The 24,103-nt window shown below is 57.3% G+C and carries 17 protein-coding genes and 2 pseudogenes; 11 read left to right on the top strand and 8 right to left on the bottom strand.

Going from position 1 to position 24,103, the window contains the following annotated elements; genetic code table 11:
- Nucleotides 1-2 precede the first annotated feature (2 nt).
- The 4 genes from QCE64_RS37525 to QCE64_RS37510 are packed head-to-tail and all read right to left on the bottom strand — an operon-like array spanning nucleotide 3 to nucleotide 5,047.
- A complete protein-coding gene (locus tag QCE64_RS37525) occupies nucleotides 3-1,844 on the bottom strand; it encodes an IlvD/Edd family dehydratase (protein WP_404988026.1) in 1,842 nt (613 codons plus the stop codon).
- The gene (locus QCE64_RS37520) at nucleotides 1,819-3,153 is read right to left on the bottom strand and encodes an aspartate aminotransferase family protein (protein WP_310009467.1); all 1,335 of its coding nucleotides are present in this window, start codon (nucleotides 3,151-3,153) and stop codon (nucleotides 1,819-1,821) included. Before QCE64_RS37520 ends, QCE64_RS37525 begins: the two co-directional genes overlap by 26 nt.
- A 51-nt stretch (nucleotides 3,154-3,204) precedes the next feature.
- Complete coding sequence (locus QCE64_RS37515; RefSeq protein WP_310009466.1) at nucleotides 3,205-4,332, bottom strand: branched-chain amino acid ABC transporter substrate-binding protein; 1,128 nt, start codon at nucleotides 4,330-4,332, stop codon at nucleotides 3,205-3,207.
- Nucleotides 4,333-4,345: 13 nt separating this feature from the next.
- Nucleotides 4,346-5,047 carry an HAD family hydrolase gene (locus QCE64_RS37510; RefSeq protein WP_310009465.1) on the bottom strand — a complete coding sequence of 234 codons (702 nt, stop codon included), beginning with the start codon at nucleotides 5,045-5,047 and terminating at the stop codon, nucleotides 4,346-4,348.
- Nucleotides 5,048-5,289: 242 nt separating this feature from the next.
- Here QCE64_RS37510 and QCE64_RS37505 point away from each other — a divergent pair, with 242 nt between their 5' ends.
- Entirely contained in the window at nucleotides 5,290-6,072 is a 783-nt protein-coding gene (locus QCE64_RS37505; RefSeq protein ID WP_310009464.1) for a TetR/AcrR family transcriptional regulator, read from the top strand.
- Nucleotides 6,073-7,185: 1,113 nt separating this feature from the next.
- Here the strand turns inward: QCE64_RS37505 and QCE64_RS37500 are convergent.
- Nucleotides 7,186-8,985, bottom strand: coding sequence for an SUMF1/EgtB/PvdO family nonheme iron enzyme (locus QCE64_RS37500; RefSeq protein WP_310009462.1), 1,800 nt, complete (start codon nucleotides 8,983-8,985; stop codon nucleotides 7,186-7,188).
- Nucleotides 8,986-9,652: 667 nt separating this feature from the next.
- Here QCE64_RS37500 and QCE64_RS37495 point away from each other — a divergent pair.
- From QCE64_RS37495 to QCE64_RS37490, 3 genes are all read left to right on the top strand, one after another.
- A complete protein-coding gene (locus QCE64_RS37495) occupies nucleotides 9,653-10,489 on the top strand; it encodes an NYN domain-containing protein (RefSeq protein WP_310009461.1) in 837 nt (278 codons plus the stop codon).
- A 435-nt stretch (nucleotides 10,490-10,924) separates the two neighbouring features.
- On the top strand, nucleotides 10,925-11,482 hold the full coding sequence (locus tag QCE64_RS38070; RefSeq protein WP_404988051.1) for a GIY-YIG nuclease family protein: 558 nt from the start codon (nucleotides 10,925-10,927) through the stop codon (nucleotides 11,480-11,482).
- Entirely contained in the window at nucleotides 11,434-11,952 is a 519-nt protein-coding gene (locus QCE64_RS37490) for a hypothetical protein (protein WP_310009460.1), read from the top strand. Before QCE64_RS38070 ends, QCE64_RS37490 begins: the two co-directional genes overlap by 49 nt.
- Before the next feature lie 362 nt (nucleotides 11,953-12,314).
- Here QCE64_RS37490 and QCE64_RS37485 read toward each other — a convergent pair whose 3' ends face one another.
- Nucleotides 12,315-13,745: an IS1182 family transposase gene (locus QCE64_RS37485; protein ID WP_310009517.1), complete on the bottom strand. Its 1,431-nt coding sequence runs from the start codon at nucleotides 13,743-13,745 to the stop codon at nucleotides 12,315-12,317.
- 232 nt (nucleotides 13,746-13,977) lie between these two features.
- Here QCE64_RS37485 and QCE64_RS37480 point away from each other — a divergent pair.
- The 6 genes and pseudogenes from QCE64_RS37480 to QCE64_RS37455 all read left to right on the top strand — a co-directional run.
- Nucleotides 13,978-14,200: pseudogene (locus QCE64_RS37480) on the top strand (flagellar biosynthetic protein FliR); the annotation flags it as partial.
- 57 nt (nucleotides 14,201-14,257) lie between these two features.
- Entirely contained in the window at nucleotides 14,258-14,794 is a 537-nt protein-coding gene (locus QCE64_RS37475; RefSeq protein WP_310009459.1) for a hypothetical protein, read from the top strand.
- A gap of 65 nt (nucleotides 14,795-14,859) precedes the next feature.
- Nucleotides 14,860-15,870 carry a hypothetical protein gene (locus QCE64_RS37470; RefSeq protein WP_310009458.1) on the top strand — a complete coding sequence of 337 codons (1,011 nt, stop codon included), beginning with the start codon at nucleotides 14,860-14,862 and terminating at the stop codon, nucleotides 15,868-15,870.
- Nucleotides 15,871-16,667: 797 nt separating this feature from the next.
- Nucleotides 16,668-17,027: a hypothetical protein gene (locus tag QCE64_RS37465; RefSeq protein ID WP_310009457.1), complete on the top strand. Its 360-nt coding sequence runs from the start codon at nucleotides 16,668-16,670 to the stop codon at nucleotides 17,025-17,027.
- A gap of 188 nt (nucleotides 17,028-17,215) precedes the next feature.
- Nucleotides 17,216-17,578, top strand: a complete 363-nt coding sequence (locus QCE64_RS37460) for a ligand-binding protein SH3 (RefSeq protein WP_310009456.1) — start codon at nucleotides 17,216-17,218, stop codon at nucleotides 17,576-17,578.
- A gap of 72 nt (nucleotides 17,579-17,650) precedes the next feature.
- Nucleotides 17,651-18,808 carry a hypothetical protein gene (locus tag QCE64_RS37455; RefSeq protein ID WP_310009455.1) on the top strand — a complete coding sequence of 386 codons (1,158 nt, stop codon included), beginning with the start codon at nucleotides 17,651-17,653 and terminating at the stop codon, nucleotides 18,806-18,808.
- 91 nt (nucleotides 18,809-18,899) lie between these two features.
- Here QCE64_RS37455 and QCE64_RS37450 read toward each other — a convergent pair.
- A pseudogene (locus QCE64_RS37450) lies at nucleotides 18,900-19,607 on the bottom strand (reverse transcriptase domain-containing protein); the annotation flags it as partial.
- Between the two features lie 1,227 nt (nucleotides 19,608-20,834).
- Here QCE64_RS37450 and QCE64_RS37445 point away from each other — a divergent pair.
- On the top strand, nucleotides 20,835-21,191 hold the full coding sequence (locus tag QCE64_RS37445; protein WP_310009454.1) for a hypothetical protein: 357 nt from the start codon (nucleotides 20,835-20,837) through the stop codon (nucleotides 21,189-21,191).
- 187 nt (nucleotides 21,192-21,378) lie between these two features.
- Here the strand turns inward: QCE64_RS37445 and QCE64_RS37440 are convergent, their stop codons facing one another.
- Nucleotides 21,379-24,072, bottom strand: coding sequence for a glycosyltransferase (locus tag QCE64_RS37440; protein ID WP_310009453.1), 2,694 nt, complete (start codon nucleotides 24,070-24,072; stop codon nucleotides 21,379-21,381).
- Nucleotides 24,073-24,103: the final 31 nt, after the last annotated feature.

Here is a 24,103-nt window from a genome sequence, read left to right as displayed (position 1 = left end):
CATCAATGGTTATCGCGCGCTTCGCCGCGCGTCTCGACGATGTTCAGAAACAGCGTCGCCGGTTCGAGACACGCGCCGCTGCCCTGCTGCCCCACCATGCTGCGATAGATGGCCTGCCACGGCGTCTGATTTACAAGCTCGGGCGGGGCCCACGCGGCGCGGCGCGCGGCGAGTTCATCGGCGGATACGAGCAGATCGACACGCCGCGCGTTGAGATCGATACGCAGGCGATCTCCGGTCTTCAGCAACGCGAGTCCGCCTCCCACCGCTGCCTCCGGCGACACGTTCAGGATCGACGGACTGCCCGACGTGCCGCTCTGCCGGCCATCGCCCATGGTCGGAAGCGTGTCGATGCCACGCCGGATCAACGCAGCGGGCGGCTGCATGTTCACCACTTCGGCGCCGCCCGGATAGCCCACCGGGCCGCAATTGCGCATGACGAGGATCGAGTGTTCGTCGATGTCGAGCGCGGGATCTTCGATACGCGCGTGATAGTCCTCCGGGCCCTCGAACACGATCGCCTTCACTTCGAACGCATCCGCATCGGCAGCATTCGACAGGAAGCGCTCGCGAAAGCGCGCGTCGATCACGCTGACCTTCATCACGGCGTTGTCGAACAGATTGCCGCTCAGCACGACGTGGCCGCCCGATGCCTTCAGCGGCGCATCGAACGCGCGAATCACTTCGCGGTCGGGCTCGGCTACGCCGGCCAGATTCTGCGCGAGCGTGCTTCCCGTCACGGTCAGCGCATCGCGATGAAGCCGGCCCGCATGGAGCAGCTCGCGCATCACGCCAGGCACGCCGCCGGCACGGTGAAACGCTTCGCCGAGAAAGCGCCCCGCCGGCTGGCAATCGACCAGGAGCGGAATCTGCGCGCCCACGTGCTGCCAGTCGTCGAGCGTATGGTGCACGCCGATGTGACGCGCGATCGCGATCATGTGTATCGGGCAGTTCGACGATGCGCCGATTGCCGCGGCGACCACGACCGCGTTCTCGAAAGCCTCACGCGTCATGATGTCCGACGGCCGCAGGTTCTCCGCGATCATCGACACGATCCGCCTGCCCGTCTCGTAGGCGAACCAGCCGCGTTCGCGGTACGGCGCGGGCACCGACGCGCAACCGGGCAGCGACATGCCCAGCGCTTCGGCGAGTGCGTTCATCGACAGCGCGGTGCCCATGGAATTGCAATGTCCGGCCGATGGCGCGGAAGCCGCCACTTTCTCCATGAACCCGTCATAGTCGATCTGTCCGGTCGCAAGCTCCTTGCGCGCCTCCCACACGACCGTGCCGGAACCCGCCAGCTTGCCGCGATGCCAGCCGTCGAGCATCGGGCCGCCCGACAGCACGATCGACGGAATGTTGACCGTCGCCGCCGCCATCAGGCAGGCGGGAGTGGTTTTATCGCAGCCGGTCGTGAGCACGACGCCATCGAGCGGATACCCGTGCAGCACTTCGACCAGGCCGAGATAGGCGAGATTGCGATCGAGCGCGGCCGTCGGACGCTTGCCGGTTTCCTGGATCGGATGCACGGGGAACTCGAGCGGAATGCCGCCCGCGTCGCGAATGCCGTCGCGTACGCGCTTCGCGAGTTCGATATGGTGGCGGTTGCACGGCGCGAGATCCGAGCCCGTCTGCGCAATGCCGACGATCGGCTTGCCGGACTGCAACTCCTCGCGCGTGATGCCGTAGTTCATGTAGCGTTCGAGATACAGCGCGGTCATGCCGGGATTCGCCGGATCGTCGAACCAGCGGCGGCTGCGCAGGCGCTTCGTTTCCGCCTGTGACTGATGGGATATCAACGAGGTCTCCGTGAACGATTCAGCGCGTGCGCAAGAGCACGTCATGACGATCGACGAACGACGTCACCGCTTCCGCGAAACGTTCGAGATCGCTCTCGTCGTGCGCCAGCGTCAGCACGATGAAGCCGCGCCGCGCGACGTAGCAGCCGCGCTCCAGCATGTGAAAGAAAAACAGGTCCTTGAGCGGCGACTCGCCTTCGACGAAGTCCTGCACCGAATGAATCGGCTGTACGCCCGCATGCAGGTTCATCAGCGAGCCGATGCCGGAGAACTGCATCGCCACGCCGCGCTCGCGGCACAGCCCGTTCAGGCGCGCGCGCAGCCGCTCGCCCTTCTCGCTGAGCGCGGCGGCCGCACCCGGCGTGTAAAGCTGCGATAAACCCGCATGGCCCGCGGACATCGACAGCACGTTGTTGTTGAAGGTGCCCGCGTGCGGCGTGGCGCCGGGTCTGCGCGGGTCGAACTGCGCCATCACGTCGGACCGTCCGCCGAATGCGCCGAACGACATGCCGCCGCCGATGTATTTGCCGAAGGTCGTGAGGTCCGGCCGAATCCCGAGCAGCGCCTGCCGCCCGCCGCCCGAGAGCCGCGAGGTCACGACTTCATCGAAGATCAAAAGCGCGCCATGCTGCCGCGTGAGCTCGCGCAAGCCCGCAAGAAAAGCCGGCTCGCCGACGATGCATCCGCCCGCCACCTGCATCGGTTCGACGATGACCGCGGCGATCTCGTCGCCGTGCGTGGCGAAGATCTGCTGCACGCCGGCCAGATCGTTGTAGGTCGCAACGATGAACTCATGCGGCACGTTCACAGGACTGTTGCCGCTGCCGAAGGTGAGCACGCCGCCGTGATATCCGCCCGTGAAAGCGACGACCTTCCTGCGCCCCGTGAAGATAAGCGACGCCGCGATGGCCATCAGGTTCGATTCGGTTCCGGAGTTGGTGAAACGCAAGGACTCGACCGACTCGAAACGCTCGCGCAACAGGCGCGCGAGCGGCACTTCCAGCGTGTTGTGGCCCGTCAGATTCAGGCCATTGTCGAGCGCCGCGATAATGGCCGCGCGGATCACCGGATGGCTGTGGCCGTACATCGCCGTCGTGTATTCGGCAAGAAAATCCGTGTACGCGTGGCCGTCGAGATCCCACAGGCGCTTGCCCTCGCCGCGCGCGATCGTCAGCGGAAACGGCGCGTAGAACAACACGGAGCGCGTGTTTCCGCCGGGCATGACCGCGAGCGCATCGACATGCGCAGCGGCGCTCTTCGGATTCGATTCAGCGAAGCGTTCGGCGGCTCGTTCCGCGGCGCGGGCGAGTCCTTCCACATCGAGCTGCGGGGTGGATGTGCTTTCAATGAGCATACATTTCCTGGATGGTTCGAGATTCGTTCATGACCGGTGTCGTGTTTCGGCTCAGTCGACCGGCACGATCGATCCGCCCGCCGACCAGTACACCGTCATCGGCGCCTTGATCCATTCGCCGCGCTGATCGAATCGCACCTGACCGAACAGCGTGTTGAAGGTTGTCTGATGCAGCGTCTTGTCGAGTGCTTCCGGAGACAGCGACTGCGCGGCGGCGATCGCGTCGCCGATCATCATGGTCGCGGTGTAGAACGACGGGCCCTTCTGGTCCGGATTCACGCCGTACGCCGCCTTAAAGCGCGTCTCGAAGCGCTTTCCTTCCGGCAAGGCGCCGAGCGGCGTGCCGCCTTGCGGGCAGTACATCTTCTTGTCGAGCGCGCCGTCCGCGAGGCGCGGAAATTCGCCGACGCACAAGCCGTCGCCGCCCATCAGGACGCCGTTGACTGCCAGGTCGCGCATCTGCCGCGCCAGATAAGCGGCCTGACCGTAGTAGCCGCCGTAGAAGACGCCGTCCGGCTTGGTCGGCTTGATCTTCGACAGCACAGCCTTGAAGTCCACCGTGTGATCGGTCGAGTACTCGCGCGTCACGATATCGATGCCGAGCTTCTTCGCGGTGGCGACGAACACATCCGCGACGCCCGAACCATACGCGGTGCGATCGTCGATGACGGCGACGCGCTTCAGATGCAGCGTGTTGGCCGCGTAGTCCGCCATCTTCGCGCCGAGCACGTTGTCGTCGGTGGTGAGGCGAAACACGTAGGGATAGCCCGGCACGGTCAACGCGGGGTTCGAGGCCGCGGGCGTGATCATGATCACTTTGGCGTCGTTGTAGATCTTCGACGCGGGAATCGTCACGCCCGAGTTCCAGTGGCCGATGACCGCGATCACGCCGCTGTCCACGAGTTGTTGCGCGGCCGTGACGCCAGCTTTCGGATCCGACTGGTCGTCCACCGAAATCAGCTCGAACCGGAGCGGCTGGCCGCCGAGCATCATGTGTTTGGTATTGAGGTCGTCGACAGCCAGTTTCGCGCCGCGTTCGTTGTCCTTGCCGCTTGCGGCCTGCGACCCCGTCAGCGGCCCCGCCACGCCGATCTTCACGAGCGTGTCCGCCTGAACGACCGGCGCCGCGAACGCCACGCTCACGCATAGCACGAGCGTCTTGATTGATGAGATGCGCATGATCGTGCTCCTGTTACCTGTCGATGAGACGTTCCAGCACGCTGCGCACGGGCACTAGCGTGGGAAATTCATAGTCCGGACGCGCCTGCCAGTCGCCCAGACGTTCATCGCCGCGATTGATCCAGGCGACCCGGATGCCGAGCGGCTTCGCGCCGTCGATGTCCGCCCAGGTCCCGATCGAGCAATGGAAGACCTCCTCGGCATTCAGGCCGAGCGTCGCGAGTCCTTTCCTGAAGATGGTTTCCGAGGGCTTGTACGCTTGCGCCATTTCGGCCGTCGTCACGTGCGTGAAATAGCTCACGAGGCGGCTTCGGCGCCACAGGTCCGTGTCCATATTGGTGATGGGCATCAGCGTGAAGTGTTCGCGGGCCCAGTCGAGAAAGGCGACGGCGTCGTCGAAAGGCGGCGACGACTCGACCAGATGCGTGAGCAGAAACTCGGTCAGCGCCGCCATGTCGCGGCCGTCCGTGCAACCTTCCGCAAGCGCTTCCAGTGCGCCCGTGAGCGCATGCTGCGCCACCACGCGATAGCGCATGTAGGCGTGGCTTCGGTAGGTCTGCACCGCGCGCATGTCCCAGTCGAGATAGACCTCGGCGGCAGACTTCGCCGAGTCGAGAGACAGACGCTGCAGCACCGCTTCGATGCCGCGTATGCCTCCCGCGGTCACGTCGACAAGCGTGCCGAAGTAGTCGAAGGTAAGCGCCTTAAGTTTCATGAGTCGGTCCTTTGCATAGTATGACTAATCAAATAGGAAATCCCGCCACTTGCGCCGGCGGCATTCATTTTCAGCGAGATACGGCAAGTAAGCAGCGTCCGTCCTGTCGACTGGATTTTAATGTACGCCGTACAATTAAATCGTGCAAGCGACCGTGTTCCCGGGTTTTCCCGGACGTGTCGCGTGACGGCACCGATTGCAGTAGAGTGACGCTCGGTCAAGTTTGAATTCGGGAAGTCACGTTGAGAAAAAAGAAAGAGGCTGCGCCGGAAAAAAAACGCAGGGGGCGCTCGGCACGCGATCAGGGGCTTTCGCGGGAACGCGTCGTGGAAGCCGCACTCGCGCTGATCGATGCCAAGGGTTATGCGTCCTTTAGCCTGCGAGATGTTGCGCGAGAACTCGGCGTCTATCCGACCGCGATCTACTGGTACGTGACGAGCCGCGACGAGTTGCTCGTCGAGGTAATCACGCGCGCGCTAGGCGACCTCACCCCCCCGCCGCTTCCCGCCGGCCGCTGGCGCGACTGGCTGAAAGAACTGTTTCATCGCTATCGTTCCGCAATTGCACGACATCCGAACGTCGCGCCGCTGCTCGGGTCGCAGATCATATCGAATGCCAGTATGAATCCCGCTATGGTCGAGGCGATACTGCAGACGTTGCTATCGGCGGGCTTCGAGTCGGAGGAGCTGATCCATGTCTACAACACTGTGATCACTGCAATGGTCGGCTTTGTCACGCTCGAATTCGCCGGGCACGGCGCCGATGAGCGCGACGAATGGGAGAACCGGCTGCGCACACGTTTCGAAGAGCTTGGCCGGGATGCTTTTCCGCTGCTGACCGCAAACATGACACGTATGTCGAATCAGGCGTTCATCGTGCGATGGAAGGGAGGGACGAACCGCGCGCTTGGACAGAGCTTCGATCGCTACATCGACGTCGTGCTCGATGGATTGCAGAGGCAACTGGCGGGCGATACCGAGGTCAAGAAGCATCCGCTAAGGGAATCTCGGGGTCCTGGTCGCTGACTGGCCTTGCCGATCCAACGAAGCCCTCGGATGGACGGGCATCGGGGTCGAACTGAAATTTGTCGTGCTCGATAGCGGCGAAAATCGTTGCAAGCCGTTAGCGATAAGCGCACAGACTTGGAAATCTTCGTAATCGCTCCGCTGTGCGGCGACCATTCGGTTTACCGCACCTTATGTGTTGACCGACGCGCCGCAGCGGATCTGCTCGCGCGATTCTGAAGGAAGTGAAGCTAAACGTTCGCCGCAGATGCGGTGAATCGGCACCGGATTGACACCGCTCTCGTGGCGTCTGCAGCACTGGCCTTGTTGCAATGTGCTGGGAGCGACTGTTACTGGCCGAGCCGTCCCGGATGCGCGACGCGCGTATTTCGGCCATTGCGGACGTTTATGCTGGCTGAGTTTCGCGTCTGCAGCCTGCTGGATTGCTGACGTTGGTGGGACCGCGCAGGTGGACGGTAGTTGCCCCCATCAGTGAACCCCCGCTCCCGACCCGTACTTGTCGATTGAGCTTCTGATCCGTCGATGACGGCTTTCAAGCATCTTCGAAAGTCAGCTTTCGGAAGGATCTCTGCTACGCGGCCAATCCCCACATTAGAGGAGAGCCCCAGCGGACTTAGTACAAACGACGCGCCCAACAATTGAGGCGCGTCACTGCCATGAGCGGTCAACGCGAAGTTTTCACGATGAGAGTGTCAACATCGCCGACCGATTATGAGATGGCTCCCAGAATGTTTGCTCTCTTCAATGTGGACGAGCCGTCATTACTAGGCTCTGCGTCGACTTGTCAGATGCCACCCGTTCCGATGTGGACAAGCATATACTCGGAGCCACACGCCGCGCTCTAGCTCCAGTAGCTCGGCACGACGCTCGGCGGTAATCTCCGACTCGTAGGCCTGTTTTGAACAAAAATCACAATGTTCAGATGGTGTGTAACGGGTCATGGGGCACAGATGCCATAAGCCGCAGTCCGTGCAACGATACGGCACCATGTGACTTTTGTACTTTGACAAGACAAGCTCTGCTCCAAGTTCGGCGGCCACGCGATCCGGATAGGTGCTTCTCGGGGCTCCACGGCGGCTGAAGCAGCTTTTAGCTGTAGCGGTAAGCATAGACTCACTCCGCGAGATCAATGACAAGACGGAAGGTAACCTTAACGTTCTTGTATGCGCCCCAGCAGTTTGGCGCAATTTGGCCCTCCCAGAAACGTCCGCTAATCCAGCCTTTCTCTTGACACCATTCATAGGCATCCCATGCGTCGATGAATTCGAGCCCGTCATACGCGGCTATCGGCAACGGACTCTTCCAGCAACCCCGCGGGGGAAAGTCGGCTATCCGCCGCTTACGTGATTTTTTATAGTATCCGCTGTCTGCTGGATACTGCGGCAGGTCTGCATGAGGCTCGAGGAAGCGAGGCTCAGACCATACAAGTGCCGATGGAACCTCGCACGCAATATCCGACGCGTTATCGGCAGCTATCGGCCGAGGCGGGAAGTCCTCCCAAGGGAAATCACGTCCCGCAAGCCTCCCATAATGGGACGAAAAAGCGGGCCTGATTGCCCGAAGCTCCTCCCTTGTCGGAAGCCGCAATGCGACGCCGATCTTCCGCTCTTTCCACGAGCAATAGACTTGAGCGTCAGTCCAGGAAGCACCGACGGGGGCTTTGATCGACGTATCTCCATTCGCAAACTCCCACGGCTCGTCGCTCATGGAGCGTCGGTCACCGTATCCGGTTTCCACGAGCATTCGCCGATAGGAATCGACAGTAATCATGTCGCTCAATGCGACCCTGCGCTCCCCAATTCGAACGATCCTGAAGCCATGAGGGAGCGGTCCCTCCCACCTAACGCGATCAGGTGTTGAAAGCAATCCCTTCTCTCGGATCCATGCTAACAGTACGTCGGCGTCACTCGTCGTCTGGCGTCGTGCGATGCTTCCGCCTCTGTCGTAAAAAGCTTGCTCAGCTTCGTGCGCTTCCATCTCCTCCCACACGTTTTTTCGGAAGTGAAGCGCGCGCCGGCGGTCGCTCTCGTTCATCAGATGGGATGGAAGGTCCTCCACGCTAAGTTGTAAAGCGTTTCCGACGAGCATAGGATTTGGCGGCTCCTTCTCCCGATAGTCTCGCCACAACAGGTCCCATCCGCCATCGTGCGCGCGAAGCACAACAAGACGGTCGCGATAAGGAAGCACATCCACCCATCCCTCAACCTGGCCGTCAAACACCGCACGAAACGCACTGACCGCGGCGGTGATCTTCTGCAAGCTTCGTTCTCGCTTATTGCTGTCCGAACCAAGTGTCCAATACGTTTTATCGACGACGATTCTCGGCGACCCATCGACCAACTTGTCATCAATGAACCCGAATTGCCCAAGTAAGTCATGGCGACGCGAGAAGAGATCGGCCGCACGTCGACGTGCAGTTTCGCCATCAGCCGGCGTCGGAGCAACGGCCGCGAAAGGAACCGTGTTGCCATTGCCGCAGTCCCAGGCCGCCCAATCAACGCCATAGCCCAAGAACACGCGCTTCGGGCGAGCGTTCGGTGCCTCGAAGATGCGATCTGCGAGTTGTCGCGGCTGCGGGCCACCATACGAGCCAAAATGCAGGTCGATGCTCCCGCCGTGATCGACTGGGAAAACTCCAACTCTGCGCGTGCAGCCATTACGATTTAGGAATTTTTGAAAATCGGGCCAACCTTCGTTTTGGAAGGTGCCGAAATCGCCGCTGAAACCAAGTCGATCGACAATGGCGTTGAGGCACTGGCGATGCCGCAAAGGCTCGACATCAGGGTTGGGCACGCGATGTTTCGCGCCAGCCTTTATTTCTTCGGGGGATATACCGCGGAGCGGTACAGCATGCCCGTCACGGAGCAGAAGGTAACCGAGCCGATTGCCGGCGAATGAGGGATGGTGAGACACACAATTCTCCACTTCAATGCCATCCCCTTCCCCAAGGCCGCCATTGGGAAGAAAGATAGCCCATGTGGGCGCGTGTCGTGATAGTCGTCCGTTTACCGATACGAGAAGAACTTGCTCTCGGCGTTGGCGGCGCCGACGATCCAGCAGGGTGTCTCCAAACCCGTTGGAAAGGTTACCGTCGGATTCCGCGCGTGTCAATGTCATTGCATAGCATAAACATCGACGCCTTCGACTCATCGCGTGCGCGTTCTGGAGGTGAATCCGGATTGCCCAGACGTCTTTCCGCTTCAGAGGTCGCACCCGCGCGGTTTCCATTCTAGGGCCATTCAATCTTGCGATCGACAGCAAGCGGCGAGTTCTGACCAACTAACTTGCGTTTGTTCCAGGGCTCACGGCTTTGATTGCTTTCCATGACAGACTCCCATTGAGTTGATGGGAGTTACATTTTCTTCCTCCATTCTTTTTCGCCGTGACCGTCGGAGCAATCGCATTGCCGAACTCGGCCATCTTGCGACGTTGAGTAGCGTTCCAATACGGACGTCCAAGTGGCGGCTCCGTCCTTAACAACGGACCGCAACGCACCGATGAAATAGGTGATGGCGTCAGAGGGACACCCTCACGTTCGCTCTAGCCTGAAGGCGATGAGTCTGCGCATTAGAGAGGTATCATGTTGAAGCCCGAACACTTTGCCAATGCCAATATGGTTACCCCCAAACTCGTTGCCAAAATCGAAGCGGAAGAACCTGCTCTGCGGCTTGCCGTCCTAATCGACGCCGACAATGCTCAAGCTGCGGTCATCGAGGGGATTTTGGCGGAAGTTGCAAGATTCGGGGAGGCAACTGTGAAACGCATCTATGGGGACTTCACTTCTCCGCACAGCGCTTCGTGGAAGAAGGTCCTCCAGAAGTACGCCATCAAGCCAGTCCAGCAGTTCGCGTACACCACGGGCAAGAACGCAACCGACAGCACCCTCATCATTGATGCGATGGATTTGCTGTACACGCGGCGCTTCGATGGCTTCTGCCTCGTGACAAGCGACAGCGACTTCACCGGGCTGGCGACCCGAATTCGAGAGGAAGGGTTGGTCGTGTTGGGCTTTGGGGAACAGAAGACCCCCGACGCATTCCGGAATGCCTGCAACAAGTTCGTCCTGACGGAGTTGCTGCGGCCTGCTGAGACCGGATCCCTATCGGCAGCGGTCAAGCCCGGACTCACGGCGGCGCCTGCGCTGCCGCCGGCAACAGCGCTTACCCAAGCCGCGGCACCTAGTCTCCCGCAGGATTTCATGCTTTCGGCGCTCGACCAGTCGTCGGGCGAGAATGGATGGGCGCATTTGGGCACGTTTGGGAGCTACCTCACGAAACTCAAGCCGGACTTTGACCCCCGGGTCTATGGGTTCAGGAAGCTATCCGACTTGGTGAGGTCGCGCAAGGACATCTTCGTGACGGAAGAGCGTGCCCTACCCGGTCAGGCTCAGAAGCAGCTTTATCTAAGGCCCCGGTGAGATGCCAGCGAGGACTCAAAGAGAAAACCCTTGAATTTCAGAAAGGGCAAGCGCGGCACGCGATAGTGCGCCACGGGTGTATGCCCAGACTGAAGTCTCTGGTAGGACCGACGCCCTTATGGACCTTTGGGGACGTTGAAGCCGCGTCTATTCGACGTCCGCAGCTCTGCGGGATGCTGACATCGCCGCCCTCCCACAGAAGGGACCGCAACTTGTGCATCAGCGAGTTCGCACTTTCGACCCTCAGTCACCATTCGACGCATGCAAAGCCCCCACGCCGCTTCGAACCTCATAATCGCCATTTACTTGCTCACTCCAGAGGACGTTCGCTCGGCCAACATTCAGATTCGGTTAGACTCTTTAATCACAAGTGGCCGGGTTGGTTGAGGAAGCGACAGCACCTTCAAACCGACGTCTTCGGCTACCCGAGCGGAAATTCCAATTGCAAGAGAAGCGCGGGCGAACGTCCGCAATACGTGGCCTATTCCAACCAAACTAATAGAACGAGAGATATGGAGCGAACTGGACGCAGACGAAGGGTATGTATATATCCTTGGGGTTGCAGACATCGATCTGCCGGTCAGCAAAATCGGGCGAACAGCTGGAGATCCGTTCGCGCGCTGTGCAGAGATCAATCGAAGCTCGACAGGCGAATTTATTTGGGAAGTAACTCATCAACTCGCAGTGAATGACTGCCGAAAATTCGAATCACTTGTACACGCCAAGCTATTCCCTTTTCGGCAGCGACGCCGCGAATTTTTCAATCTCCATCCCGACGACGCCATCGTCGCGGTTCAATCCATATTGACAAGCTCGGCAGACCTGAAGGAGATCACAATCGCGCGGAGCGAGAGGGTATCGGCAGTGAGCAAGGGAAAAGTGGGGGTACGAAAGAAACTCGAGGGTTCAAGCCGGAATTCGGAATCAGTGACGGATGCGAAGGTGTGCAATGGAATCTCAAGGTGTTTCCGAATGAAGGGAGAGCTCGTTTAGGAGTAAACCTCGAGGGATTGGCATATCGTGACTGGCCTATTGCTTCGTTAATTCGATCTGAGCTGGCTGTCCCTACGTTGTTGCATGTAGCCGCAGGTAAAGACGCAAAGAACATCAGCCTGCGATTTGCTCGCGATGCATGGCAAGGTCCCTCTAGGCCCGAGATAGTCCAGAAGCTCATCGGCGGGGAGGAGTTTCAACTTGATGACCTCACCAACGAGATTTGGCTGAATGTCCTGACAGAAGCACTTGGATGTTTGGACGCAGATCGCAATTATTCTTGGCCGCAGTCGCCAGACAGTGAGCGTGCTGAAAAAGGATGGTTTAAAGCCAGAACCCAAATCGATGACTGTATCCCCGCACCTTACGATCTCGACGGCGCTCAATCCTGCTACCGACTCTCTCGAAGATCTCAAAGCAGCGATAGAGCACTTAGAACCTTTCCACGACTGGGCAAGGAAGGTAAGTAGGTCATAGGGAAGACAGAACCGGCATCGGCGCGAGCTGGTTGTCCCGTATCCGCAGCCAAGCAACAAGCGATAGTAGGCAGCGGGGGCGTGGATCAGCAGCTTGCGGGGATCCGCGCAGCCGCCGATGGTGATCCTAGACGTCAAGGATGAGCGGTTGCGCACCGACGACCGGTCTTCAAGCGAGGTGGTCGCATGAGTGACGCAACCCTACGAAAACTAACGGCCCAGATTGTGTCAAAACACGTAATCTGTGGGAATCGACGAAACCTGTCCCAGCGCTGAGCGCAGCTTGTCGACCCGGCAAGCCGAACGTCAACTCACAGTCACCAGATTGCGAAGGATCAAATAAGCCCGTACGGGCTTCACGCCCGCATCGCACTCGTAAGCGCTTCTGAACCGAGTAATTTGATTACTCGCTTCATGTTGTACGCCAACACCTGCAAGCTCATCTCAGTACTCACCCGTTCAATGGTTCGTGTCAGGAAATGAGTGGCGCCCATCCATGCCTTGATCGTGCCGAACGGGTGCTCGACAGTCTGTCTCCGGATACGCATCATCTCGGGCGCATGATCAAGCCGTGCCTGCATCTCATCAAGAACAGCTTCGTGCTCCCAGCGCGCTACGCGACGTTGGGGCCCCGGCGTGCATTCCCCTTTTAGCGAACATTGCTGGCATTTCGAACTCCAGTACTTACTGATCTTCAGGCCGCGCTCAATGGTTGAGAATCGCCAGATGAGCCGCTCGCCGGCCGGGCATCGAAATTCGTTGGTCTTTGCGTCGTAAATGAAGTCTTCCTTGCCGAAGCGGCCATGAGCCGCTGCGCTCGATGTCACCGTCTTCGGAACGAATACGGTTATTCCAGCCTGATGACATGCGAGTATCTCCTCGCTCTTGTAGTAGCCACGGTCTGCAACTGCAGTCAGCTTGCCGACGCCCATCTCTGTACGGGCAAGCTTCGCCATCGACGCCAGCTGATCACGATCAATGCCGTCGTTGGTCACGACGTGTGCGACGATCAGATGGTGCTTCGTGTCTACCGCCGTTTGGACGTTGTAGCCGACGACACCAGTCCCGCGCGTCTTCATCGAACGGGCATCCGGGTCCGTGAGCGACACCTGTCGGTCCGGTGCTTCGTTCAGCCTGACCTCAATTGCCTTGAGGCTTTGCATCTGTTCCTTCAAGGCTGCAATCTTGTCCTGTAGTCGCTCTGTTCTGGCCTTCGCGATTGCAGGCTCCTGACGATCCGCCGTGTCCATCGCCTCGAGATAGCGGGCGATACTTGATTCGATATCGCGTATGCGTCGTTCGAGCTTGGCGCTCGTGAAGTTGCGGTCGCGATTATTTACCGCCTTGAACTTGCTGCCGTCTATTGCAACGAAGGCTTCTGCGAACAGGTCAAGACGCTGGCAGAGCATGACAAACTGACGACAGACGCTGCGGATTGCTTTGCCGTTGTCTTTACGGAATCGCGCAATGGTCTTGAAGTCCGGGGCAAGGCGACCCGTGAGCCACATCAGCTCGACGTTGCGCTGAGCCTCGCGTTCAAGGCGCCGACTGGATTGAATACGGTTCAGGTAGCCGTAAATATATATCTTGAGCATCACCTCCGGATGATACGAAGGCCGACCCGTTAGCGCTGGCTCGACACCTGCAAACCCGAGTGTCTGAAGATCAAGCTCGTCTACAAAAACGTCGACTACGCGCACGGGATTGGTGTCCCTCACGTAATCATCAAGTGCTTCAGGGAGGAGAAAGCTCTGTGTACGACTGTCGCCTTGAACGAACCGCTTCATCTCGCTCATCCTCCGCTGTAGGATGAGCCATTTTAATGCGTCAAAAATTGCGTTTTGACACAGTCTGGGCCGAAACTGGCCGCAATCGGCACTTCTCCACTACCATCGCGGACAGATGAGATTTTCTGCGGTCCGATCGCCGCCGCATTTGAGTCAACGCCCTCCTCGAGCGACTCAAGGCGCCAGGCTAGCACACACTAGCGACCTAGGGACGGAGTTGATGCTCACAGCCGGCATGCTGATGGCGCTACCGGTGGTGGCCGCGGTCCTCATCGCGAACCTCGCGCTCAGCATCCTGAATTGCGTCGCAAATCGGAATTTTCCAAATTGAGTTTCCCGTCACCATGCTGCTCCTGCACGTGATGCTGCCGAACATGATTCGCTTCTTCTCGCACCTGTTCGATCTTGGGATCAACGAAGTTGAGCGAGTTGCCGGCGGACTCGCCTCACGCTAAACGACGTGCCCATGCCACGCTAATACTGCCTGTACGGCGCCGGATCTAACGCATTATTTGTCTCCCCGCGCCCGAGAATATCGCAATGAGCTCGAGCGCAACGGCGCGACGTTCGAACAAGAATTGGAAGCGGACGGCTTATCGCCGGATGAGGCGTTCGATCGCGAAACGCGAGATATCGAAAGGCACTTTCGCGAACGGGCCGTCGGTCAAGTTGCTATGACCGCGGTGGTGCTCATGGGCATGAAGGCTACCCTCGTGCTGGCACTCAGTGATGTTCCAACCTGGCTCGCCTGCCTTTCGCAAGCGACCGGTTGCGCGCTGTGGTTTATCGCACAGTGTCACTACCATTGCCGGCCCGCGGCCGGCGATCTCGCAAAACGCCACGCCCGGAAGTGCCGCACTCGCACTTCCCCATGGCCCGCGCGCGACAACCTCAACGTTGGCGACGAGCCAAAGCCCAGCTTTCAGCTCGGAAAAACTTGCAGGGATATCGTCAGCAAATTGAGGGCTTCTGTTAGCTGCCGCACCATTACTAACCCTTCCTCTGCATATTATCCCGCCGACGTAGCAGTGTTTTCATTAAAAACCTAATAAATCGGGGATCGGGATGAAGACTTACCTTGCCTTGCTTACCGCCGTGGCTTTGGCAGCCTGCGGTGGCGGTGGTTCGAACGACTGAGACGTCCTCGGTTTGCTACATCAACGGCAAACTCGCGAAGACCTATGTGTACGTGATGCCGAAAACGGTGCTCGACAGCACGACGATCATCAAGGAAAACACGACCTGGACGGCTGAGAAATCGCCGTACTACGTGCCCAGCGGTGTTCAGGTTGCGGCAAACGCAACGTTGGCGATCGAGGCCGGGGCCGTGGTCGAAGGTCCGCGGTACATGCCGTGCACGGGCTGCGTCTCGACGCTCGTAGGCACCTCGCCCATTACCAATGCGGGCGTGATCAAGATCCAAGGCTCTCAAGCGCAACATGTCAAGCTATACAGCGCCGGCATCAACAACGCGCAGACAGGCAGCGTCAGCATCCAGTATGCGGACCTTTTTGAGACACCGCTGCCGTACAGCTCGGCGGGCAAGGTCGTTTTGCTCGACTCCCGCGTTGAGCGCGCAAACGTCCTGTTCAGCACGGAAGCCGGGGCTCAGAGCTTCAATGCGAATGGCGCACCGAGCGTAGGCCGTAATGGCGATATCGAGCGCAACACGTTCATCGACTCCGCAGGCTTCTCATTCGACGCCAGCACGACGGTCAAGAACAACTTGTTCGTCAGCATGGCGGGTCCGCTGACCTTGAGCACCGGCGACCTGGTGTACACCCCGGGCACGAGCCCGACGGAGCCGGCTGGCTACAACTGGACGCCGACTAACGTGACATTGAACTCGTTCATATTCACGTCGGACAACAAGAACGCAAATCGGCTTGCAGTAACGCTGTACACCACCGTCGGCAATTGCTATTCCATCGGCACGAGCTGCTCGCCGTACGCCTTCGATATGTCCAACAACTACTGGGGGACGGTCGACAACACGGTGATCATGTCGCGCATCGCGGACAAGAATAACAACGTGAACATCACGGGCGAGATCAGGTTCCTGCCTCCGCTGGAAGCACCTGATCGTACGACGCCGACTGTGAGCACGGCCGCAGCGGCCAACTAAGCTACAGCGTTTTCATGCGGTCGAAGAGCTGCTGACGTATCGCTTCTGACGCCTGGATTCCCGCAAGGGAGTCTGGGCTTTTGCGCTTACACTGGCGGCAACTCGAGAGAGCCAGAGATGCAAAATATCCACTCCTCATCCCGGAGCTTTAACCCGATTCGCGTTCAGACGGTGGGCCCTCCGCCTGTGCGAGCAAGGAAGTCTACAGTTGAAAAAGTTAAATCGTGCGGTTCGCCGGTAACGTGGCGGACGTCTGAAGCACAACTGCTATCTTCATTGAGCTACGGAGCTTTCAGTTATGAGCATCCATGCGCACTCGAGCGGATGACTCATAGGTTTTCGGCATGTTCGTGCAACCGCCTGTTTCTCTAGACCGCAGGCGAAGCAATCCGGTCATTCAAGCCGATCTCTCCAAAACAGTAGATCGGCCATTGCCGTCATTCGAGGATCGGCTTTGGTCAGGCGGCTGACCGCCGCTTTCCGGCCATTCGCTCGTCAGCCGTTCTTACATGACCGGTCACGCCGTCAGTGAATGCCAACTCGCGACCCATAGCTTAATCTCGTCGCGACAGGGCTCAATGGCGCGGATAGGACTTTTATCTTCACCGATCGGCCTACATGCTTGAGCGCACAACGCCTGGCCTTTCGCTTCAGAGCCTGCATATGAGCGCGCGTAGCCTGCCTCAACCTGCCGTGACCATGAAACCTTTCGGAATTGCTAGGCGGAGCGTGCGCCAGCGCGCTGATGGAAGGAACAGGTAAGCACACAATTCATAAAAATAAAGAGATAAACAGACATGAGGCGAGAACACGGGGAGTGCCTGGACCGTCCGCGGCAGGCCATTAACGATATAGATGCGCGCACGGAAAGCCGAAGCGTCAGCGCGAAGCAGGCTACTACTCCGGTCGTTCACCGAATGGTGGCCAGCTTTGCACTATGTGTCGTCGCAGCTCTTGCCTGCCACTTATTGATCCGGACTGTCAGTCCCGGCATTCTAGACGCCGCCGACCTCTTACTCGGAGTCGCAACGCTCCTGACGATTCTTGAGGTGCTGGACATTCCTGCCTGGCGTTTTGTCGGAAGCTGGATCTGGCTGCTGGTCGTGCTCATCATTCTCAAGATTCTGCACCGCTATAAGTCCGCACCTCCTGCCTAGCAGCTTTCTCGAGGATGCCCTGAGTGAGAAAAGATTTGCTAGATTGCTCATGTGCGAATGCACAGCTCTCGCGGCGAGATGCACGACGAACCGGCTGTCTATGCGGTCAAGAATCGGTTGAGCGTGCACGCTTTTCTCTTGTGCGTCGCCACGGTTTTGTGGCTCTCTAACTGCTTATCTGAATAGCCATGCCATATATCACGCTCTTGCTCAGCGGCTCTTGCAGTGCGCTCGCTAGTATTCTCCTTCGAGTGGCCGGGAAACTGCCGCCGAATAGTGGCACCGTGTTTTTCGAACTGCTCACGCGGCCAATGTTGTACCGTCTGGGCGCGCTTGGTGCCTATGGCACCGGATTCATCCTGTATGCCATTGCGTTGAAACGCTTGGAACTGAGCGTTGCCTATCCAATGATGGTCGCTGTCACGATTCTTGAAATCATGCTGCTGGGCACCGCCTTAGGGGAAAGCGCTTCTCCACGTACGCTTGCCGGCGCTGCACTTCTCATTGTGAGCGTGTTGTTGCTCTACGCTCCGAGTTCCGCGACGGCATGACGTCGCCAGCGTACTTCGCTAAGTCGTGTTACGTCTTTCCTTGATTACCTGACAGAGAACGAGGGCGTTCTAATGGTCCAGCAATCCAGATTCATGCGTCTCAGCGGTTGGATCTTTCTAGTGTTCATCTACTACATGGCCGCCGCGTCGTCGTTTGGCGGATTCATGCTCAAGTGGCAATTCTCCGAAGGCACACACTACACCCTTCCGATGATGCTCGACGGAACAGCGGACCGTCCATTTGTCTATCGCCAGCTATTGCCGATGGTCGCCAATGAGGTCGAAGCTCTGATTCCGGGGCGAGTGCAAGCGAGCTTCCTGACCAAGCTTGCAGAAGATCCGCCGGTGTCAAACCCGCTTCACCGATACTTTCCGAATGCCAGCGACGCAGCGAATCCGCGCTATGCGCTGCGCTACTTCGTGGTCTATGCGCTGTCTTTCCTTTCGATGTTCCTGACCATGTTCTTGATTCGCGCTGTGTGTCTGGAATATGAATTCGACAAGACCGCAGCGACGCTGACTCCGCTGGTCATTGCCCTGATATTTCCACTCATTCAGACGGAAGGCGGATACTTCTATGACATGCCGGAGCTGATGTTCATGGCTCTCGGCACCTTGCTTGCCGCAAGGGGAAAGACGGTCATGCTCGCGCTCGTCACAATTGTCGCAACGCTCAACAAGGAGTCGTATCTCCTTTTCATTCTGACGCTAATGCCGCTCATGGTGACGCGCTTTTCCATCAAACGCACCGCGCTCACATCGGGAGGATTGCTTGTCGTCGCAGCAGCGGTCAACATGGTAATCAAGCACAAATATGCGCTTAACAATGGCAGTGTCATGGAGTTTCAATTGTCGTCACACCTTCAGTATCTGCTCAATCCGCGCAATTATCTAAGAACGGAGATCAACTACGGGATGTTGATGACCAAGGGCTTCAATCTTCTGAATCTGCTGTTGGTCGCCCTCGTCGTCAAATCAGGATGGCATGGGCTGCCCAAGCACGCCCGGCAGCAGGGTTTGATCGCGATCGTTCTGACCGTACCTCTCTTCATCGCTTTCTGTTACCGGGACGAACTTCGCAATCTGAGCTTCATGTGGGTGACATTCGCGCTTGTGGTCTGCGTGACCATTTCAACCGCTCTGGCGGCAGCACGTGTGCGCGGCCAGGACGAATCAAGACCAAATCGGGCCAGGCACGATCTAGAATCGACGTTGCCGCATACGCAGTGAGCGGCTGCCACACGCCAGGGGCCTGAACGGGATAGTCCTCTTGCGTTTTCAAGTGCCCATAAAAAAGACCCAGCAGCGCCAATACCCGCTAACGCGTGCAACGACGACGAACATAGACATTCGCATCGTCGGCATAGCGTACGAACAAGTGGTCCCACCGCTCCAGTTCACCCTTCATTTCATCGAGCAGCAAATGGGCCAGAAACGGTGATCGCGGTCCGCCCTGCGGTGTGCCCCGATCGAGCCGCTGAACCATCCCGCCGTTCATGATGGCGCTGTTTAAATACGCCCGTATCAGCCGGATCACACCAGCGGCTCCGATACGTTTATGCAATCGGTCGATCAAGATGTCGTGGTTGACCCCGTCAAAGAACTTCTCCAGGCCAACGTCCGCTACGACTCACCGGCCCGATTGCACGTACGACTGCGCGGCCAAGACCGCGCCGTGCACACGCCGTCAGGGCCGGGAGCCGTAGCGGTGCACGCTGACGCCACGGTCCAGAATTGGTTGCAGCATTTGCAGCAGCGCCTGCTAGATCAGCCGGTCCGTCACCGTCGAGATGCAAAGCTTACGCTCGCCTTCGTCCGGTTTCGGGATCGCTACCCGCCGTACCGGACGGGGCCGGTACGTCCCCTACAACAAGTGCTCACGGATCGCTGGCCACGCCGTCATCAGATAGCGCGACGGCTGGTCAATGTCCAGACCATCAACGCCTGCGACGCCTTTGTTCGCCCCTACCCGTTCGAATGACCGCTTCAGGTTCTGACGCATCGCTTTCGGAAGAGCTTCTAACGGGATTTGTTCGACGCGCCGTGCGCCAGACTGGATCAACGCGACGTCGACTAGCAGGCGGGCCCCAAGCGAACGGCGAAGTGTTCAACAAAGCACGCGTCCGAATCGTTGTCCCCACACATCGCGCGCAAAACTACCATCCGCGCGGACCGCTCAGCCTTGTCCGAATCGTCTTGACTTAGCCTGTACTCGCGACGCTTGAACTCTGCCTTCAGCACGACGCGCGCGATCAGCGCGCTTCATCCCTCGGCGAGCCCTCAAACTCTTTCTCGTCAAACATCCCGTCGCGCGAGCGCGATCACCGCCGCGATTTGTTCCCACGATATTCGTCATACGATCCCTTGGGCCATAGGACGTGAGACCGGAGCAGGCGTCGCGGACGTCAGCGCAATGTTCTGCGCTTCAGACAGTGACTTTGATCCATAGCTCACTAGTCTCCGCATGCGATACTGCGCGCTCTACTCAAGACTACGATTCAATCAAAGTTTGATCACGACAAGACACTTATTGACCCTCTCGATGAATCTGAAAAAAGGTCGGTACGACTTCCGGCACTGCGAGGCCGTTACTGCTCCCTCACAAGTCGCGCTTCCTGCCTGCAGTCGGTTTCGTCGCAACAAGCATGAGCGAGGCCACGATAGGGCATGGTCAGTCTGGCGCATGCTTGTTGCTTAAAGTCACACCCCGCGCGTCCTGCCAGAGGGTGCGCAGTGCGACGACAGACTCTCCTGTTTCGAGCGTCACAAGCTGCTCTTTGTCCTCGACCCCTTCCAATGCTTCGATTAGTTGTCTTACGTTCATGCTTTTCCCTTTTGTGTCGATATGTGTGCGGGTGATCCCGCAGACCCAAACCAACTAATCATACGCCGTGCACGTACGAAGTATATGCGTTTTCGTCTGTACATCTGCACTCATATTGTCCAGTTTAAGCCTGCATCTCGATACCGTTGCCGTGAAAGGCGAAGCAGCTCTCAGCGCGAAAAGCACACACCTCGGGTCCTTTCATCGAGCATCCGTAGCTGGTACGATCCATTACCGATTCGCCATACCGCCGCGTCTCGATTGCTCTACTCTGTGAGTCGATGCGCGACTGCACAACAACATTGTCGACCCAGAACTAGGACTACCCGGGCTAGCTGATCCGGCAAGCGGTCTGATGGTGAACGGCATAAAGCAACTCTAGCTACTAAGAAAAGTGTAGAATCGGGACCGTCCTACGAATGGTTTACTAAGATGCACGCATTATTGATTCATCCTTTCCTTAAAAATGTTATCGAATTAAGACACACAGCCATTTTGCAAGACATCTACAGCACTCTTGGCTGCACGGTCGTCAACGCAATACACATAACGGAAAGAGATTCTATATTTATTGATGACGAAGCGTTGTTGAAACCAATCGATGGCAACTCCTTTTGGTCGCTGCCACAGCTTTACGGCACAAAACGAGCTTGGACTGGCAAAGGCCTGGTACTAAGTCGAGACAGAACAGGTGCTCCAAAAGACGAGCCCAGAATTACGCTGCAGGAAATGAAATGCCTTGTGCGATTTCTAAATCCGGACGAGCTACTGAGCTACCTTGAAGATTGAGCTGATAGCCGAAACGAACGGTTGACGCCTGACGCTTGCACTAGAAGATTATTAATCGAACGGTGCCATCTGCTTAGAATTTTGTAAAACGGAAAGCTCTAGCGCAAGCAATGCACGAGAAATCCTTAAGAGCCAATCGCGCCTTGCAAGCATCGCCAGATTACTTGTCGAAGATTTCAAAAAATCCTCAATTACTTTCAAGTGTCTTAGAAATAACGTCTCGCCAGCGTCGCTGCCATTCAATTTTAGAAAACGCTTGCGCCGATAAAACGCCATTGGCAGCAAACAAGGCCAGCTTTATGCGATCATCGACCAGTTCATCGATAGCCTCAACCAATTCCATGTAATCCGCGCTGATCATCCTGCCGTTGTAGCCATCGACGATCAAGTTGGGAAGGCCCCCTACGTTTGAAGCAATTACAGCATTATTAGTAGCCAGTGCCTCGATACAAGACAACGACGTTCCCTCTGAATACATTGTGGGAACGAGTACAATGTGGCTGTCAATATACGCCGCCGGCATATCCTCCATGGTGTATTCAACCCAAGTAACGTTGGATGGGTGCCTAGCTAGAAAATCGCGAATTGCGTCTGCATCCGTGCCACTTGCTTGACCACACAGCACTAGGCGGAGATCGGAGCGCCTCTCGAAGAGAATATCGAAAGCGTTGATTGTTAAATATAGCCCTCGTGCCTCGTAAAGCCGTCGAGGCAAAAGCACGCGCACCTCGTCATCGTCAAATTTTTTTTCATGCGCCTTGAACGTCTCTAGGTCAACATAATTTGGTATGTATGTAAGTGTATTCGCAAGTGCCCAATCGTACGTACGCAGCCAATTTATGAAATTGGTATCAACACAGACGCATCGGTCGCTGTTTCGTAGAGCCTTGAAAAGCTGATCGTATCGCGCATGGTCATATGAGGTCAGCTTATTTGACGTCCAGTCCCAATGCACACCGTGGTTTATAGAGATCACTCGGGTAAAACGGTCCAGCGACGCCGCAAGTTCGGTGGGTGATGCAATCACAAGGTCAGCATCTCCACATTCCTCTGCGTATCGGTTCGACATCGCACCAAAGTCGTGGGTTGCGCCCCCTGGAAAGCCATGGACCTTAAAGCCGCGGAACTCTCGAACGAAAGGAGTGGCGGCATTTTGTAATAACCGCACGCGGCATCCCATGCTCCGTAGAAGTACCGCTAGGTCATAGACGTAACGTTCTGCACCGCCTTTGTAGACCGTCTCTCCTTTTGAGTCGAAGAAGTTGACATTTACAATGTCGACGGTGATCTCAGCGCGTTCATGCTTAGCAGCTCTCCAAGCTATGCACCGTGAATTGACTAGCTCAAGTAAGGGCGCATGTAGCGCTGACCACTGGTGTTGACGAAGAACCTCCTCCAACGCCTCCGTGTTACTCCAAGATTCTTGAGCGATCGCCTCAACAAAATCTGCACCGTGCTTTATCGCGATCACCGATTCGAAATGATTCAACATGCGCGTCGGAGTTCCAACCACGGGTTTACCCGCAGCAAGAAACTCGAACAGCTTCAGCGGCAGAATCGAGTCTGTCATCGCGCTGACGACAAGTGGCAATATTCCGACATCGATCCAGGCAAGATAGTGCTTCAACTCAGAGTAACTCTTCGCCCCGATATGAAAGAAGTTTGAGCACCCGCGCAGACGTGTAATCCGCTCTTGAACCCTCAGTTCGTTCTTCGGGTCGAACGACAATACTGGGCCAACAAACAGAACAGCGACATTGCTCAGTCGCACAACTTCATCGAGTAGATCGAAATCAAGTAGATCGGAGATTGTACCGTGGTAGCCGACTACCTTCCGAGTTTCAGCCAACTCCCGCAGAGCTGCAGGAATCGCGAACCCGTCTCGACTGCCGTTACGGAAGTCTTCCGGATAAACTCCATTCTCTAGCAAGAGTGCGCTCGCCACTCTGTTTTGATTCTTAGTCAGCAAATCCTTCGACGAAAACACAACCAGATTCGCCGTCTGGATCAATACTTCGTGATCGTGTTGCATCACGTCGGAATAGCCTCTGAAGATTTTGAGATCGTCGAGAACGTCGTAAATTGTATAGGCAGAACTACAAAATTCAGCAAGATACCGAAAGCCTGGCCAATGAAGGTAGATGGTAACTGGCTCAAACCTGAAAAATGCGAAAAAATCGTCAAACATGTTCGATACAAAAACGCCTCCAGCCTTCGGATAAATGACCGGAAAAGCATCGTCCATGTGTAACATCACGCATAAGTAGCCGGCTCTTGTGAACTCGGCCATAATGTGGTCCGGACGTTGCTTTAAAGAAGCGTCATAAGCTACCGGGCACAGGATCACGCCCCGTCGCTGCGGATGCGCAGAAAGCAAGCGAGCGATCTGTCGTCGCTTTTGCCTGGATGGGTTTTCCGCATAGGATGCGACGAATGCCGCTTTCGCACGCGTCTCCGTCTCATAATCGCCAACCGACGAGATGGACTCTTTTAGAAGCGCATCCTGAACAATAGACACCTTTCCAAACTGTGCAGCCTTCTGACCCCGTAGCCCAGATAAGAAGGCATGAGCCGCCATAATCACCCACCGCAAGGGAGCAGTTAGTCTCCAAGACCTGCTGTCAAAAACCTCCCTCAGGGCTGTCTGAATGCGCTCTCGCTCGCGCGTTTCCAGTGCAAGGTTGTCAGTCGAAACACTAAGAGATTTCCGGAGGGTTCTGTTCTCCTCCATCGCCTCTGCGAGACGTTTCACGAGTGTAAAACGCTCGGCGCGTGCAAGTCGCTGTTCTGCAGCAATCCTGTCGACCTTGTCACCCGTCACAATTTCCTCTGGAGCAGGCTGAAGCTCACGCTTTTGATTTTTGTAGTGCTCTTCCGGCATGTTGACACTCGTTGGTTGTCTCTCTTGCATC

It is taken from the genome of Caballeronia sp. LZ043 (genome assembly GCF_031451075.1).
In the GTDB taxonomy this organism is placed as follows: Bacteria; Pseudomonadota; Gammaproteobacteria; order Burkholderiales; family Burkholderiaceae; genus Caballeronia.
Note: the sequence above shows the minus strand (reverse complement) of the source record. Positions and strands in the feature narration are given on the sequence as shown.

Bases quoted from the DNA above. Each gene is read 5' to 3' on its own strand.
- QCE64_RS37510 (WP_310009465.1), bottom strand. From the start codon at position 5,047: ATGAAACTTAAGGCGCTTACCTTCGACTACTTCGGCACGCTTGTCGAC.
- QCE64_RS37525 (WP_404988026.1), bottom strand. From the start codon at position 1,844: ATGACGTGCTCTTGCGCACGCGCTGAATCGTTCACGGAGACCTCGTTG.
- QCE64_RS37515 (WP_310009466.1), bottom strand. From the start codon at position 4,332: ATGCGCATCTCATCAATCAAGACGCTCGTGCTATGCGTGAGCGTGGCG.
- QCE64_RS37445 (WP_310009454.1), top strand. From the start codon at position 20,835: ATGCACGCATTATTGATTCATCCTTTCCTTAAAAATGTTATCGAATTA.
- QCE64_RS37455 (WP_310009455.1), top strand. From the start codon at position 17,651: ATGGTCCAGCAATCCAGATTCATGCGTCTCAGCGGTTGGATCTTTCTA.
- QCE64_RS37520 (WP_310009467.1), bottom strand. From the start codon at position 3,153: ATGCTCATTGAAAGCACATCCACCCCGCAGCTCGATGTGGAAGGACTC.
- QCE64_RS37485 (WP_310009517.1), bottom strand. From the start codon at position 13,745: ATGAAGCGGTTCGTTCAAGGCGACAGTCGTACACAGAGCTTTCTCCTC.
- QCE64_RS37440 (WP_310009453.1), bottom strand. From the start codon at position 24,072: ATGCCGGAAGAGCACTACAAAAATCAAAAGCGTGAGCTTCAGCCTGCT.
- QCE64_RS37495 (WP_310009461.1), top strand. From the start codon at position 9,653: ATGTTGAAGCCCGAACACTTTGCCAATGCCAATATGGTTACCCCCAAA.
- QCE64_RS37460 (WP_310009456.1), top strand. From the start codon at position 17,216: ATGCCATATATCACGCTCTTGCTCAGCGGCTCTTGCAGTGCGCTCGCT.
- QCE64_RS37465 (WP_310009457.1), top strand. From the start codon at position 16,668: ATGAGGCGAGAACACGGGGAGTGCCTGGACCGTCCGCGGCAGGCCATT.